Origin of the sequence: Rhodanobacter sp. A1T4 (genome assembly GCF_014207185.1) — a bacterium.
GTDB lineage: Bacteria > Pseudomonadota > Gammaproteobacteria > Xanthomonadales > Rhodanobacteraceae > Rhodanobacter.
The window spans coordinates 262,323-277,311 of the sequence record NZ_JACHCP010000004.1; the positions used below are offsets into that span (position 1 = coordinate 262,323).

17 protein-coding genes are annotated in these 14,989 nt (G+C 57.8%); 1 reads left to right on the forward strand and 16 read right to left on the reverse strand.

Annotation, left to right across the window (positions count from 1 at the left end; genetic code table 11):
• Positions 1-110: 110 nt before the first annotated feature.
• The 5 genes from HDE80_RS09830 to HDE80_RS09850 all read right to left on the reverse strand — a co-directional run bounded on the left by HDE80_RS09830 (position 111) and on the right by HDE80_RS09850 (position 3,976).
• Positions 111-1,262, reverse strand: a complete 1,152-nt coding sequence (locus tag HDE80_RS09830) for an XVIPCD domain-containing protein (protein WP_184670373.1) — start codon at positions 1,260-1,262, stop codon at positions 111-113.
• 13 nt (positions 1,263-1,275) lie between these two features.
• On the reverse strand, positions 1,276-1,929 hold the full coding sequence (locus HDE80_RS09835; RefSeq protein ID WP_184670375.1) for a hypothetical protein: 654 nt from the start codon (positions 1,927-1,929) through the stop codon (positions 1,276-1,278).
• Between the two features lie 106 nt (positions 1,930-2,035).
• Positions 2,036-2,203 (reverse strand): hypothetical protein, encoded by a 168-nt coding sequence (locus HDE80_RS09840; protein ID WP_184670378.1) that lies wholly within the window; start codon positions 2,201-2,203, stop codon positions 2,036-2,038.
• An 85-nt stretch (positions 2,204-2,288) separates the two neighbouring features.
• Complete coding sequence (locus HDE80_RS09845; protein ID WP_184670387.1) at positions 2,289-3,557, reverse strand: peptidoglycan-binding protein; 1,269 nt, start codon at positions 3,555-3,557, stop codon at positions 2,289-2,291.
• Between the two features lie 95 nt (positions 3,558-3,652).
• Positions 3,653-3,976, reverse strand: a complete 324-nt coding sequence (locus HDE80_RS09850; RefSeq protein ID WP_184670389.1) for a hypothetical protein — start codon at positions 3,974-3,976, stop codon at positions 3,653-3,655.
• Between HDE80_RS09850 and HDE80_RS09855 the strand changes: the two genes are divergently transcribed.
• The gene (locus HDE80_RS09855) at positions 3,975-4,430 is read left to right on the forward strand and encodes a hypothetical protein (protein ID WP_184670391.1); all 456 of its coding nucleotides are present in this window, start codon (positions 3,975-3,977) and stop codon (positions 4,428-4,430) included. The genes HDE80_RS09850 and HDE80_RS09855 overlap by 2 nt on opposite strands.
• 50 nt (positions 4,431-4,480) lie before the next feature.
• Here the strand turns inward: HDE80_RS09855 and HDE80_RS09860 are convergent, their stop codons facing one another.
• From HDE80_RS09860 to HDE80_RS09915, 11 genes are all read right to left on the reverse strand, one after another.
• Positions 4,481-4,837, reverse strand: a complete 357-nt coding sequence (locus tag HDE80_RS09860; protein WP_184670393.1) for a hypothetical protein — start codon at positions 4,835-4,837, stop codon at positions 4,481-4,483.
• Between the two features lie 35 nt (positions 4,838-4,872).
• On the reverse strand, positions 4,873-5,985 hold the full coding sequence (locus HDE80_RS09865) for an XVIPCD domain-containing protein (protein WP_184670403.1): 1,113 nt from the start codon (positions 5,983-5,985) through the stop codon (positions 4,873-4,875).
• Positions 5,986-6,045: 60 nt separating this feature from the next.
• Positions 6,046-6,708 carry a hypothetical protein gene (locus HDE80_RS09870; protein ID WP_184670405.1) on the reverse strand — a complete coding sequence of 221 codons (663 nt, stop codon included), beginning with the start codon at positions 6,706-6,708 and terminating at the stop codon, positions 6,046-6,048.
• On the reverse strand, positions 6,680-7,342 hold the full coding sequence (locus tag HDE80_RS09875; protein ID WP_184670407.1) for a hypothetical protein: 663 nt from the start codon (positions 7,340-7,342) through the stop codon (positions 6,680-6,682). The genes HDE80_RS09870 and HDE80_RS09875 overlap by 29 nt, the downstream gene beginning before the upstream one ends.
• Positions 7,343-7,882: 540 nt before the next feature.
• Positions 7,883-8,386 (reverse strand): DUF4189 domain-containing protein, encoded by a 504-nt coding sequence (locus tag HDE80_RS09885; RefSeq protein WP_184670410.1) that lies wholly within the window; start codon positions 8,384-8,386, stop codon positions 7,883-7,885.
• A gap of 18 nt (positions 8,387-8,404) precedes the next feature.
• The gene (locus HDE80_RS09890) at positions 8,405-9,535 is read right to left on the reverse strand and encodes a type IV secretion system protein (protein WP_184670412.1); all 1,131 of its coding nucleotides are present in this window, start codon (positions 9,533-9,535) and stop codon (positions 8,405-8,407) included.
• Positions 9,536-9,628: 93 nt separating this feature from the next.
• Positions 9,629-10,393, reverse strand: a complete 765-nt coding sequence (locus HDE80_RS09895; protein WP_184670414.1) for a hypothetical protein — start codon at positions 10,391-10,393, stop codon at positions 9,629-9,631.
• A 48-nt stretch (positions 10,394-10,441) separates the two neighbouring features.
• Positions 10,442-12,910 carry a VirB4 family type IV secretion/conjugal transfer ATPase gene (locus tag HDE80_RS09900; protein WP_184670416.1) on the reverse strand — a complete coding sequence of 823 codons (2,469 nt, stop codon included), beginning with the start codon at positions 12,908-12,910 and terminating at the stop codon, positions 10,442-10,444.
• Positions 12,911-12,969: 59 nt separating this feature from the next.
• A complete protein-coding gene (locus HDE80_RS09905) occupies positions 12,970-13,275 on the reverse strand; it encodes a VirB3 family type IV secretion system protein (protein ID WP_184670418.1) in 306 nt (101 codons plus the stop codon).
• Between the two features lie 18 nt (positions 13,276-13,293).
• A complete protein-coding gene (locus HDE80_RS09910) occupies positions 13,294-13,638 on the reverse strand; it encodes a TrbC/VirB2 family protein (protein WP_184670419.1) in 345 nt (114 codons plus the stop codon).
• Positions 13,639-14,047: 409 nt separating this feature from the next.
• Positions 14,048-14,977 (reverse strand): lytic transglycosylase domain-containing protein, encoded by a 930-nt coding sequence (locus HDE80_RS09915; RefSeq protein WP_184670420.1) that lies wholly within the window; start codon positions 14,975-14,977, stop codon positions 14,048-14,050.
• Positions 14,978-14,989 lie beyond the last annotated feature (12 nt).

Sequence of the window (14,989 nt, forward strand, 5' to 3'; positions counted from 1 at the left end):
TATCGACGGTTGAAGCAGCTATCACCGCCGGAGTTCGCTGCTTCAGCTTTTACACAGCCGCACCAAAATCGTCGGCAGCTTGGAAGGACTCAAAGCTACCTTGTTGAGCATTAAACGTTGACGCCAGGGGGGGCTTGTTGTGGTGTTTGCGGCTGGTGCTGAATGTGCGTAGGAGACGGTTGTGCAGGTGCGGCTTGCTGCAGTGCCTGACTGCTTTGCGCTATCGACGTATGCACCGCTTCGGCCGTTTGCACCTGGGCCGTTTGCTTGAACGCTCCGTTTTGAACCGCAAAAGCGCGTGAGCCGTCGTCGCTGAGCGCGACCTGATCGATTCGGGTCAGGCCTTCGTGTTTAGCGGCGACGGTCAGTGCTGCGGCGAGATTGTTGCTTTGCTGATCGGGCGTACGTCCCTGTCGTGCATCCAGCTCATGCATCGCTTTTTGCGCCTGCAGGTATAGCGCGTGATCGGGGTTCGCGGGACTATCCAGTCCCGGGGCCTTGCTGATCTGCGTCTGCTGCTGAATGGCATGCAGCGTCTTTGGACCGGCAATGCCATCCGCCGCGAGGTGATGATCGCGCTGAAAGGCCTCTACGGCGAACTTGGTGTTTGCGCCGAAATCGCTGTCGGGCTTGAGAGCGTGGCCGTGTGCGTCGGTATAGCCCAGCTTGCTCAGGTTCTGCTGCAGCGTGTGAACTTCGGTGCCGCGGTCACCCTGCTTGAGAACACCTTCAGCTGCTGAATGCGAGGTAGCGGCGTGAGTCGTCGGCTGAGCTGGACTCTGCCCTTGGGCGTGTTCTATCACCCTTTGCATCACAGGGCTGTTGGCTACGGCGATTAGTTGTTTTGCATAGTTTGGATCGGTTGCATAGCCGGCTTTTTGCAGAGCCGCGGCTTCCTTCTCGAGATGTCCCTTCGTCCCCTCGTCAAACAGTCCAGCCTTGGCATAACGTGGATTTCCTTCCAAAAACTTGACTCGATCACGCAACGCTTCTTCGGCTGATCCATACACGCGGAATTCCTGGTCCTTCCAAACCTTTTTACCGCCCTCGATCTCCCAGACATTGAAGGTCTTCGTTGGCCCGTGCCAGTCGGGGGAGGCCTTGATGTTGAAGATGTTGTTTGTTCCCGGCAACACGTGTTGTCCCCAGCCTGTCTCTTCGGCGGCCTGCGCCAGAATCAACTCTTTGGACATGCCTGTTTCCTGGGAAACTTTCGCCGCGGCCGGATACAGATGCGCAATAAATTTTTCCTGGTCGCTCATGACAATCCTCCTTTCATGGATTGAGATTGCTATTCAAATGCACCGTAAACTGAGCTTGATTGTCATTGTCGGACGACAGTCGATAATTTCCTGAAACGACCAGGGCATTTCCCTGCCATTGAAAGTGGCTTGCCCCTTCATCGACCCAAGCCGAATAGGCTTTGGGTACATCGACATTGCGCTGTGTCTGCAAAGCGCCGGTTTGTGTATCGAGCTTCACGACGCGAAGCAGGGTTTGTGACAGCGTCTGCTCCGATTGCGTATCAGACTGCAACAAGACGAACGTCGAGTCGCCAGAGCTGGTGCAATGCGTTGCGCGGCTCTGAAAAGTATCGGGCGGCAAGTTGAGTTGTGCAATCCAGAGTACTTGCTTGCTTTGTACGGTCTCGGCATACGCAATCGGCTTCTGATTCATGCCGTCGTCGCCAGTTACGGCGCCGACATGGCAGAGAATATTTTTGCCAATGGATTCGGATGCGTAAGACGTGAAATTGGCTGGCAATTTCAGAGAGGCTGCTTTCACTGCGTGGCTGGGTGGTGTTGCCGTAGCAGCGGAGGCCAATGGCTCGGCGGCTATTCCCGAGTTGGATGGTTCAGAACCGCCAGCGCTGCAGGCGCACGATAGCGAACACAGTGCGAATATCCCGAGATAGTGGATACGATTCATTCCAGGTTGCTCCTTGCGCAGGTTTCGATGACCTGTAAAGTCTAAGCATGGTTTGATCTCAGTTTTGCTTTCTTGAATCAGACCTCATGTTTTAAGCACTATTTTTTCATTGGTTGCCTAGCGCCATCGCGGCGAACAATGGCGGCGCTTCAGGCGTCGATCCCGTTGCTGGTGCCGGCAAATCCGTCGCGGCTAGCGCCGCAACGGGAGTGGCCAACACGCAAGTCGCCGCACGCAGCCAGAGTTTCACGGTGAAACGGACTCGATAGGGCATTTCTATATACGTCCTTATATGTCCTTAAAAAGACGGACTGCGCGTATTGGGAGTCACTGGCCAGTGTGAAACCCCGCAATAACAGTTACGCGATAAGCGTGGGTGGCCCCTGCTGCGGTGCCTGGGTCTGGGTATGCGCCGGATCAGGCTGTTTGGGCGCTGACTGCTGCAGCGCCTGGCTGCTCTGCGCGACTGAGGTATGTACCGCCTGGGCTGTTTGTACCTCTGCAGTTTGCTTGAACGCCCCGTTTTGAACCGCAAAAGCGCGTGAGCCGTCTTCGCTGAGCGCGACCTGATCGATCCGGGTCATGCCTTCGTGTTTTGCCGAGACGGTCAGCGCCGCGGCGAGGTTGTTGCTTTGCGGATCGGATGTGCGTCCCAGACGCGCATCCAGTTCATGCACGGCCTTTTGCGCCTGCAGGTATAGCGCGTGATCGGGGTTTGCGGGACTATCCAGACCGGGTGCCTTGCTGATCTGCGTCTGCTGCTGAATGGCATGCAGCGTTTTTGGACCGGCGATGCCGTCTGCCGCGAGATGATGATCGCGCTGAAAGGCCTCCACGGCATATTTCGTATTGGCCCCGAAATCGCTATCGGGCTTGAGGGCGTGGCCATGCGCATCGGTATAGCCCAGCTTGTCCAGATTCTGTTGCAGCGTGTGAACTTCGGAGTTGTGGTCGCCCTGCTTCAAGACGCCGTGTGTATCGGCATTGGGATGCGTCGATGAGTGTGGAGCCGAAGGTGTTTGCGTCTTGGATGGGCCTGCATCAGTGACAGCCTTCCATGCCGCATCAGGCGACATGCCCTTGCCGATGTCGACCTGATACTGCGTGCGCATTTTGTTGAGTGCATCAGCGGATTGCGCAAGGGTGACACTGGCTTCATTCGGTGGCGGGTAATAACTGCGGCCGCCCTTGTCGGGATCGCCGAAACTTGCCCATTCCTGAGACAAACCACGTTGTGCTGATTCCAGTGTGGCTCCTGGCTTGCCGGTGATGAAATCATGGACGCCTGGACGCTTATCAACAATCAGGTAGTCGGAAAAAACCTTGTCTTGCAAGGCTGGTGTAAAGGGTTGGTTGCGATCCAGATGCAATTTGTCGATCGCGCCATCCATGGTTGCTGGAATGATCTGGTATTTGCCGATGGCAAACAGCCGGTTCGGATCGTCCGCTCTAAGATGTTGCCGATCGTGCACCTGCCCGACAGTCAGGCTGGAAAAGTCGATGGCCCCGTTGGCGCCGCGGATGTGTGCACCGCCGTTGGCATCGACGTATGTGCCGCGATTGTAAGCGTTGTAGCCAGCCGCGCCGGACTCGCCTTGAACCATAAGATCCAACAAGGGATTACTCATGGAAATCTCCTTTTCATAGCCAACAAGGGTGCATGCTTTGTTGTGAAATCTCTTTCGTCAAAACTTGTACGTCAACGCGTGATCGAACACGTCGATCAATGAGAGGCCACCGGTGAAACGGTCCAGCCGGTGACATCGAGTTGTGAATCTTTTCCATGAACATTTCTATCCCCGATATCGCCATACGTGCTGACTTCCATGCTCTGATTATCGGCAGCATGATGAAAATTCATCGCGCATACCGCATCGCCGCTGCACGCACTCAATTCGGGTAGCTCGTCACAGGCCTTGCACGAATCCGTGCCTTTGGCGCATAGCTCTTTATAAGCTCCGCCAACGACATTGGCTTTGCACTTCAGATCCACGACGGGTTGCCAGCCCTGGGCTAATACTGCTTTGCGGAAATCGGCGTACGCCATGCCTTTATTCACGCCAACCAAAGATGCCGCAGTAGCAGATTTAGCATCTACCGTTTTTTGCGCTGCCGAGGTCGATGTTATTGCCGGTGCGCTCATTTTGCCGCTGGCCGTCGAGGACGATGCAGCGCTTAGTGTCGTTGCCGAGGCTGCACTGGCATTTGGCGACGCCGAATTATTGGGTTGGCAAGCCGATAGCACAAACATCAGTATCACGATGCCGCTACGCAGGAGGCTTTTTTTCATGGTGAAATGCATAACTATTGCCTCATCACTGATCAGGACTGAATTGGCGCACTATCGCCGGTCGGCTTATCTACCCTTACAGGCGAGCCGTAAAAAAGCGACTGAGTCTTTTGCGTGGTGCATGGACTTAAATTTAAGCGAGGCGATCGTGCCTTTTGTTGCAACGCTAGAACTCCATGCGCCAGTACCCAGTTTCGGGCTGAACGAGTGAGTGACGACCTAGTCGAAATGCAAGCCAGGATCAGCATCAAGAGAAGTGGTTCACGGCACCGGCACCAGCGCATAGCCCCATTGATTCATGATGCTTTGCAGTATCGCGGCGTTGGTGGCGATACTGGCCTGAGGACAGCCTACCGTCAAATAGGTCTCGCGCACCGGGTAGGAGGCAAGTCCATCGAATCCGCTTTCGTCGTAAACGGCCAGGCCACCAGTAGGGTCGGTGGGGGTGTTCCACCAAATAAGGGATGGGGTACAGGCAGGACCGCCGCTGGTGCCATAGCCGGAGATGCCGGCCATGCAGTTGTAGATAGTGCAAGCGTCAGGGGCCTGGGCATGGACCGGGCTCAGGCTGGCTACAGTGCCGAGGACGCTAGTGATGAGTAGAGCGCGTAGTTTCATGGCTGTCTCCGAGAGGTTGGTGGTTGATGCGTGGCCTAATGCGCATGCATGCTGGATTGCTGTTGCGGTATCAACGGTGCGGTTGGCTGCGGCGACGCTACCGCAAGCGCCGCCGCGCTGCTCTTGTCGATTGGTGTGTTCACCGCTTCGGCGGTCTGCACGTGGGCGATGTGCCGCAGTGGCGAATCCGGTGGACCCTGCACGGCGAAGGCGTGAGAACCGTCCTCGCTCAGCCGTACCTCATTGATCGCGGTCAGGCCTTCGCGCTTGGCAGCCACCACCAGTGAGGCGGCCAACTGGTCGCTCTGCAGATCGGAGGTACGTCCCATGCCGGCATCGAGGTGGTGCACGGCGAGGCGCGCCTGTTCGTACAGAGCGTGGTCGGGGTTCTTCGGATCGGCAAGGCTGGGTACAACGTGCTTGGCCTGCGCGTGGTGAATAGCTTCCTGCGTTTTCGGTCCGGCAATGCCGTCCACGGTCAGGCCGTGATCGTGCTGGAAGCGTTCCACGGCGTGGCGGGTGTCGAGGCCGAAGTCGCTATCGGCTTTCAAGGGGTGACCGTGGCCGTCTTGATAGCCGAGCATGGCGAGGTCCGCTTGCAGCGCATGCACGGCGGCGCCGTGGGCATCTTGGCGTAGGACGTACTCGTGCGAGGCATTCGCCTTTTCGGAGGTGACCTGCCCGAGTGAGGCCTGGCTTTGACCCGCAGGGTGAGTGTGGTGCTGCTGATAATCCTGGTATTGCCTGGTGGCGTTGGCTATCGCCGTCATCCGGTCAATGGGCGGATCGGCATAAAAATGCACTGGGTCAGGTGAGTTGAACCCGCCGCCCCATTGCAGGCCTGCGGCTTTCGCGGCTTCGCGAACAATCTTCTGATCGCTGGCCGACATAAGCATAAAGTCCTTGACGTCCACCGCGAATCCGGCCGAGTGCAGGCTGTGGGTCGCTGGCGTGATGGCGGTGGGGTCGTGGTGAAGCCCCGCCTGTTGTTCGGGTGTCCGAAACGCGCTGTTGAAACGGATATCCAGACCGTGCTTGTGGGCTTCCTCGACGAACGTATGAATTTTGGGGACCATGGACTGATCGAGAAACGTATCGCCTCGACCCGGCAGAGTCACCGGTACCAGATGTGTTTGCGGGTCATTCATGAGCGATCCTCCGGTTTTGGTGCGGGTGCGCCGTGCGCAAGCGAGCGAAGCAATGTGGGCTCATTGCCAGTAACTGGCTTTGCGCTTCAGGTGGATGACTTGATGATTGCTTGAAAACGAACCGGTGAGCTGGGATGAGCCGATGGTTCCGGTAAAGGTGCCCCCCACGACCCCGGGTGGCAGCGCAAAATGGATGGATGACCCGGATACTTCGGCTGGAACGACCACCGGAACCGTGGGCTCACCCTCACCCGACTGAAAGACGACGTAATAGCCCTGATTTGTGTTGACGACGAAAACCTCGGTGCCAAGCACGTCGCCTTCTTGCGCGCTATAAGCCATGTTCGAATAAATGCCGGTGATTCTGATCTGCGCATTGCCGTTGGGTACTCCAAGCGGCTTGGTCTGAGCGCTGGCCGGCGCGGGAGTCATCACGAGCAGGCAAAGAAGAAGGGCGCAAACGGTAAAGAGGCATAGCGCTGGCCACCCGAGGCTTCTCGCACCACTAACGGAGCTTGGAACTTCGCGCGCGCAGCTTTTTGCTCCGTCATCAGCCCTTGGAACGCCATCGCTGGACAAATTCCCAGCAACGCCGGGCCTTTGACCCAACGTCAGTGGAGAGAAGTCGAAGGTCTGGCCGCCAGCATCGCCCGCATTGCCGCGATTGAAGGAGTTGTAGCCGCCTTCGCCTCTACTAAACAGGTCGCCTAATCGATTGCTCATGCTCGTTCTCCGTGTGCATTCCGCAAAAGGGTCGATGGTTTCGATACCCGGTCTTCCGTTCTCTTGTCACTTGGTCACTTGCCAATCCGAGACGCTCAAGCGCGAATCGTTGCCGGGCAACCTTCCAGTCGCTGATCGAGCCGGAGGCATTTATCGTCAGCCGTTGCCGGGCATGGGTGAAATGCACTGCCGCATCGCCTTCATCGCTGTACGCGCTCAGTTCGGGAATCTCGTCGCATATCCGGCATACCTTCAAATCTGGCGTGGCCTTGCAGAGAGCTTCGTTCGCACCGACGTGGGCCTTGCAGCGCAAATCTTTCTCCGGCGTCCAGCCTTGCGCAAGCAGCGTCTTGTGCGCATCGGTGTAAGCCATGTCTTTGTTTAACGCCCAACTAAGTGAGGAAGAGAAGGCTCTGGCCTGGGGCAGGGCAGCCGAGGCGGAATGCGCCGTAGTGGCTAGGGTGGAGCTTTGCGACCTCGGTGTGGCATTGCCCGCTGAGCAGACCGGCATGGCTCCGCACAGCCCTCCTACCAGGGCAAACAGTGGCGCGAACCTTTTTGCTCCGCTGACAGAGCTTTTTGCCGCGATCCATATGCGATGCATAGTGTTCATGCGGGCGTAGGCGAAGGGCATCAGTTATTGAACCTGTACCGCTGGGCTGCAAGCGGAATAAAAAGTGTGGCAATTGGAATTGCCATTAGCACTACAAATCTGCATGCCCGACTGAGTTGCCCTATCGATCGTTACCCCAGGGGTTACGTTAAAAGCTCTGTCGCCGACCATAATAACTACACATTCATTGCGATACGTAATTTGGAATTTGCAATTTGAGCCACCACCCTTGGCGCGGCAATCGGCCATGGCAGCTTCTTTGGCCCCAATCTCGGTTGGCATATTGACCACTGCTCCTAGAACGCCACTAGGTTCGTAAGTCGCAATCGCCCCCCAGCGATCTTCATAGTGCGTGGCGGGCGTTTGATTGTTGCCGCCGGGTTGTCCGCAACTCGGGATACCATCGTGTGTGCCGTAATAGCCTATGCCTGGTGGACACGGGCCCGCTCCTTCTTGGGCGTGAACCGCGCTGCTGGTAACCCATAGACCAGCAACCAGTACGATCGCCTTGATCCATAGGCGATGCATAGTGTTCATACGGGCGTAGGCGAAGTGCATCAGTTATTGAATTTGAACGGTCGGACTGCAACCTGAAAAATAGGCGCGGCAATGATTATCTTCTTCACTACACTTTTTTACCCCAGCCTGGATAGCCGCTTCGACTGTTGCGCCGGCACGTGTAATGTGGGTTTTATCGCCTGCAACTAACGCGGCGCATTCGTTGGCATAGGCAATTTCCACTTTGCAGGTTACGCCGCCTTTAGCTTGGCAATCTGCAGTGGCCAATTGTTCGGCGCTGCTCTGCGTTGCTGCGTTATTAATCATCCCAACGCTGCCATGGGAGAAATCCGTGACAATCGCCCCCCAGCGATCTTCGTAGTGCGCAGCGGGCGCTTGGCTGTTGCCGGGTTGTCCGCAACTCGGGATGCCATCGTGTGTGCCGTAATAGCCTATGCCTGGGGGACAAGGGCCGGCCCCTTCCTGGGCGTGTACCGCGCCGCTGGCAAGCCATAACCCCGCCATGAGAAGGATGGTCTTGATCCATATGTGATGAATGGTGTTCATGCAGATGTTCCTCCAGCGCTACGAGCCTGAGCTGCCCGAGGGCGTCGTTGGTGGCGCCTGGACCATTCGGTAGGCATTCCCGCCGAGAAGGGCATTGAGAGGACCGGAAACGGGTTGTTTGATCTGGTCCTGATGGGTGCCGGATTGACTGGAGCCGAGAGCCGTACCGTGGCTTAGTGAGCTAGCGCCACCACTTTGAATATTGGAATTCGGTTGCTGTGTGTTTGGCGCCCCCGCGGGCCCCCGTGCACTGGGCTGGCTGGACGCGCCAGCGCCGCCGAAGGCGCTGTAAGCCATGAAACTCCCCAGCGTTCCCTGAAAGAAGTTGGCGGCCATCGGCGGCACGGTGACGATAAGCAGGGTCATCATCATGCCCAGGCCGCCTTGTTCCAAGGCCTGGTGAGAAATGCCTTCTACGTTGACACTGAAGGCCTTCGCCAGCAAGGCGGTGGTCCACATGCTCACGGCCACGCCGGCGGTGATTTTCAGCACCATCGCCGTAACCAGGTTGAGCACAGCCATGGAGAACAGCGTGCCGATGCCGTACAGCAGCCAGCGCTGGAACAGCGGCTTGGTAGCGTTGAAGATCAGGCACAGAATAAATATCGGTCCCAGGCCGACAAACAGGGCTAGGGCAAAGGTGAACATCAGCAGCATCACGGCGGCGGTCATCGGCGGGCCGGCGGTGCCCAGGCCCGCCCAAAAGGCGGCATGGTTGGCCTGTTCGGCGTCTTGGGTATCATTGGAGATCAGTTGCACGGCGTCGATAGCGCTCATGGCCACTTCGGTATAGGCCAGATTCTTGTCGATGGAGGCGTCCAGCGTATCGGTGCTGCCGGTGACCAGCTGGTTGATTTCCGCGCCAAGGGTGGTGGTGGTCAGAGTGAAAATATCGGAGCTGAAGATCGACATGGAGCTGGCGACGGTGACGATGAAGCCGATACGCGCCATGTTTACCACCACGCCCATCAGCGGCTCGCGCATCTGGCCGGTGATGATGCGGAAGCCCAGCACCATGATCCACAACGTGATCAGCAGCAACGCGATGCCCGACACGAAGGCCATCATCGACTGCATCATGGCGAAGCCGGCCGAGTTGATCATGCTGGTCAACTTGGCGTAAATCAGCGTGAAGAAGACAAAATTCATATCCGTGCCCCTGTGGCGCCCTGCGCTCTTGAATCCTGTGGTGCGGCGGGTTTTCGGTCCACCGTGTTGACCCGCTTGTACGATCGTTTCATGTTAAGGGCCGACGTTTCCAATGGCGTTCTGGAAGGCCGTGTCTGGCAGGGCGTCGCCCAGGATGGAGCTGCCGCCGCCGTTGCCGTTGAGTGCGACGTGGCTGAGGATCTTCTGCTGGTCTTCCATGGTTTTGATGATGGCGTCGTCGGCGTTCATCTGCGCCTGCCAATTACTCATTTGGGTTGTGAGCTGGCTGCTGTAGGTAGTGGCCTGGGTGGTCGTGGAGCTGCTGGTGCCCATATTGCTGATGCCGTTGGCCATGGCGGTGAGCTTTTGTAGCGAGGTGCTGTAGGCGTTGAGCGTGTTGAGCATCAGCACGGTCTGGTTGTATTTGTCCACCTGGGTGGTGACGATTTGCGCGCAGATTTGCTGCTGGCTTTGATCCATGTTCTGACTGAGCATCGAGGACATGCTGCTCATCAGGGAGCCGACGACCCCCCCGCTGGAGCCACCAGAGCATTTGGCCTGGATAAGCGAGCTTGGATCGCTGATCGGCTGGAGGTTGTTGGAAAATGGCGAGATGTTGGTGCCCAGGCTTTCAGCGCTGGTGATCATTTGTTCGTATTGCTTAACTTGTTCCGCGTATGCCGTGACTTTTTGGAAGGTGGCCATCAAACCCGTAGTTTTTTCCTGAACGGTATCTTGGACCAAAATACCCGTTTGAGCGTGGACGCTGCCGCTGGCGATTGCAGTCAAGGCCAAGGCGAACGCCACCAGGAGCGGAGAGCGGAGACCGGGGTTGGAGCAGGTGGTTGAGTGTTGCATGGCATTCTCCTTGGCTGAAGTTGCAGTGTGTTCCCAGTGTGTCGCGTGTCACATGGTGGCCGAGCGCGTCGGCCGTGTGGGTCTGGTTGGTTGAGCCGGCTTTTTGCCGCTGCCTTTACGGTTTTCGTAGAAAGTACTGAGCCATTGTTCAGGCGTAAGCTGGTCGGCCGTGACTCCCTCGGCCTCGGCACGTTCGGCCAGCACCTCGTGCATGATTTCGATGTTGTCGGTGGAGGCGGAGATCACCGCCAGCGCGTCGTCCATACCGCGCAGGTTGAGCTGACACACTGCCGCGGCGTGGCCCTGTTTGACCAGAAAGCAGCGTGAGCGCTCGTCCAGGGCCACGACTACCGCGTACTCGGCCTCGGTAAGCTTGAGGCCGTCGATGTAGTCGTCGCGGCTGGCGTTGGGATTGGGCAAGAGGATCATGGTGGCCGTCTGCTCGATCAGCGACGCGGCGATGTCGCTGGCCAGCGCGTCTTCCGGGCTTTGCGTGGCGAAGATACCCAGGCCGTTCTGCTTACGGATGGTCTTCTGTTTGTTCTTGGCGAACTCTTTCAGGCCGCCCTTGCCGTCGAGGATCTTCCAGAATTCGTCCATCACGTAGATCAGAGGACGGCCGTCGATCAGCTCTTCCAGCCGGTGCAGCAGGTAGTTGATGACCGGCACGCGGACTTCGGGATTCTCGATCAGGTCCGTGTAATCGAAGCCGATGATGTTGGCCTTGGAAAGGTCGATGGTGTCCACGGGGTTGTCGAACACCCAGCCCAGTGAGTTGCCCGCGGTCCACTTTTTCATGCGCACGTAGAGGCCGTCGTCGCCCATGTTGGGCAGGCTTTTCATGAAATTGGTGATGTTGCGTAGATGGATCGGGGTGTCCAGGATGTTTTCCACCGCGCGGAAAATGTCCTCCTCTTCGCGCGAGGAGTACACGCTTTTGCCGGCCATCACCTTGACCAGATCCGACAGGAACTGCACGTTGGCTTCGGTGTACTCGCACTGGAACGGGTTGAAACCGGTGGGCTTGCCGTTGTCCAGCGCCAGGTAGTTGCCACCGCAGGCACGTACGAAGATCTCCGCGCCGCGGTCCTTGTCGAAGAAGAAGATGGTCGGCGTGGGCTTGAGCTTTTGCACCTGGCTGAGCAGGAAGTTGATCAACGCGGTTTTGCCGGTGCCGGACTTGCCGATGACCATGGTGTTGGCGATGGCTTTTTCGCCGAGGGAGTTTTCCGACGGGTGGGTAGCGTGGAAGTTGAAGTAGTACGGCTGGCCGTTGGTAGCCTGCAAGGTGGTGACGCACTCGCCCCAGGGATTGTTTTCCTTCTTGCCGGCGGCGAAGTTGTGCAGCGGCGACAAGCCCAGGAAGTTGAGCGAGCTCAGGTTGGCTAGCCGGGTGCGGTATTTCCAGTTGCCAGGGAACTGGGCGTAGAACGCGGCGGCGACGGCTATATCTTCCTTCACGGTGACGAAGCCGGCGTTGGAGAGCTCCGCCCGGGTGGCGGCGATCTGCAGTGACAGCGTGGCCTGGTCCGCTGCGTAGACGGCAATGCTGAAGTGATATTCGCCCAGCACGAAGTTGCCGGAGGCCAATTGATCCATGGCGTGGTCCAGCTCGGCGATCTGACTGAAGGACTTGTCGCCGGCGGAGACCATCATGCCCTTGGTGCGCTCCAGTGCCTTGAGCGCATCGTGCCGTCCTTTCGGGGTAAAGGAATGGGTGATGACGTATTCGAAGTCCAGGTACTTGAGCCCGTTCAGGATGCCCGGATAGCTACCATCGGAAAATTCCTTGAGGTTAAGCAGGGCGCCGAAATGATTGACCCCGGTGGGCGTGGTGATCACGTAGTCGCCCGTCTTGGCCGAGAAGCGCTGCTTGCTGATCGCCAGATAGCGGTACACCGGCGCATCGAGCACTGGCACCGGTTCGTCGATGCGGTTGAGCAGGTAGCCGAAGAATTCCAGGGCTTCAGAGAACACCACGCCGTTGGCGGCCTCATACATGCCCATGCGGTAGGGTGCATAGTCCTTCAGCACCGCCTCGACATTGCCGGCCAGCTCAAGGATGGTGCTGACGGCCTGTTCTTGCTCGGCTTGCAACTGGGTTACGTCGGTGGATTTTTCGGCGAAGCGCTTGCCGCTGACCATGGGGCGGTAGAGCAGGGTCAGGTACAGCTCGTTCTGCATCAGCTTCTGTGTGGAGAGCGCGCCATAGTAGGCATCGGACATCTGCTGGTTGAAGGCATGCTGGAAATGGCTGTGATCGGTGAGCTTGCGGCGGCGGCGGATGTCGTGCGTCCAAAATGCAACGTTGACGAAATCCGGCGCGCGCAAGGTTTGCAGCAGGCGGTTGAAGGTGTTGTGCTTGTGTTCCAGCTCCCACTCATCGCGGCCGACAAAGGGCAGGCCGCCCATGCGCCAGCTGAGCATGAAATCGCCGCCCGTGGTCTTGATCACCGTAGGCGAGACGTGTGTGGACAGCGGCAGAAATTCGCTGATGGGGGTGTCGGGGCTGAACATGTTTCGGTACCGGTTAGTTCACATGAAATACCCCGGCGGAACATGCCGGGGCCGCTTCGTCAAGGTTCCTGTTTGTGGCCGCGGTAGCTGTTGGGGGTGAATACCCACATGCCATCGTTTTCGGACAGGTTTCTCATTCTCATGCGGAATTGCAGACGCAGGCCGATCAGCCGGAAAATCATCTCATCGCGCTTGGCCATGGTCCGCATGATGAAGATGATCACCGGGATCAGAAAAAGGATGAAAAAGCTGAAGTAGACGGCCAGCAAAAAGCAGCCGCCCACGCACACGAAGAAGGGGATATAAGGCACTCCCAAAAACATGGGCGGGCGAGTGCAGCCGCGGAACAATGCGTTTTTATGCATGAGTATTTGCAGAACCGATCAGCAGGTACCAGCGGTAATGAACATGGTGGCGATCTGTGCCGCAGCACCGATCAGCACCGCACCGATGAGAACGGGCGCTACCTCGGAGATGCGTTTGTGCGCAAAGGCGATCTGGTAACCGGCAAAGATGACTGCAACGGTCACCACTATGACGGATATCGCACTCAACAAGCTTTTGACGGTACCCATAGAGGTAACAACCGTAGTACAGGCTTCGTTGTCAGCGAATGCTATGCAAGGCACGAGCAGCATGGCGACCACAACCATTTTGAAATAGGCGTTGAAAAGCGAGCGCCTGGATTCCGTGCTTTCGGTGCTGCCGGCAAACAATTGAATTTTCATCTCGGATTCCTTTTAGGAAAGATTTAAACGAATGCGGGCGGGTGCCGCATCCCTGAAGAAAGAGCTGTGTTGCGCACAGCTTACGACTGTTGCAAAGCACCTCGCTGATCCGAGGCGATACTGCGGCCCTGGTGTGAGCCATCGCAGCAGGCAACAGGATGCCTGCATGACGAATACTGCGCCGATCGATTGATCGGTATTGTTCTGATACGACGGCAATGCGTTCAAAACCATGCCGCTGATCCCCGCGCCTAGTCGACAGGATCGGTGGTTTGGCCGACCACGATTGATGGTTACCATATGCCTTGCGCGGTAGTGCGTTGAATAGCGAACAGCGAAGTCGTGCTGGCTTGGCCATCGGCAATTATCCGATTCATGCATTGAGCCCGGCCCTGGGGAGCGCTTCCACTTAAAAGACGAAGGCATCGTCGCCTCCTTTCTGGCGCAGGTCGGTCGGATCGCCAACTGGGTTGCGTGCAGTGGTTTGCGAGACGGCTTGCGTCGCTGGTGGTTTGGATTGCCTATTACTCTCGGGACTCTTGGAGGAGGATTCCGATGGATCACCCAGATAGCTGACCTTGGGCACGAAGATGTCCGCGCTGGGCGCGGCTACCTCGGTAGCCGGGATCGGCGCTGTCGCTGACGCGGTTGCGGCGGCAATTTTCGGATCGGGCGTGCTGGCGGTGGGGACCACAGCAGCGACGGCAGCAGTGACCAGCGGCGCGGCGATTGCATCCAGCACGCTAGTGCTGCGAATGGAGACGCGATAAGCGGCGGTGTCCTGTTGTGCGATGGGTGCATGTATGCCGCTGACGATATCGGCGCGCGAGACAAGCCGGGGCCCGCCGGTCACTGCCCCCGACTGCAACGGGATAGGTGCCGCGCCGCTGCTATCGGGCTGCGCGTTCTGGCTCATCGAGGCGAAAACTTTCTGCACATAGCCCTGACGGAAACCGGTGACAAAGTCGCCGGAGTAGTAGCAGCTGAAAGCCTTGCCCCAATCGCCACCCGAACTGTAGTAGCACTCGTTGAGGATGCGCGAGCCAACGGATAGATTGAGGCAGGGGTCGAAGGCTTTGGCATAGGTATCCAAACCATATTTGGCCAGGTTGCTGCGATTCACCTGCGCCACACCGAGCGAGTAGTTGTAGCCCTTGGTTTCGAGCATCTGCGCGGTAGCGACAGCTTCATCGAGGCTTTGCGGCTGGCGCACCAGCTGACCGCCGACAACGCCGATGGCAAAGGGGTTGTAGCCGGATTCGACATGCACAATGTGGTGCATGACCTCGGCCGGCACGGCCTGGTTGGGGCACGACATCAATTCCATTCCGGTTAGCATGGGCTTGCCTTT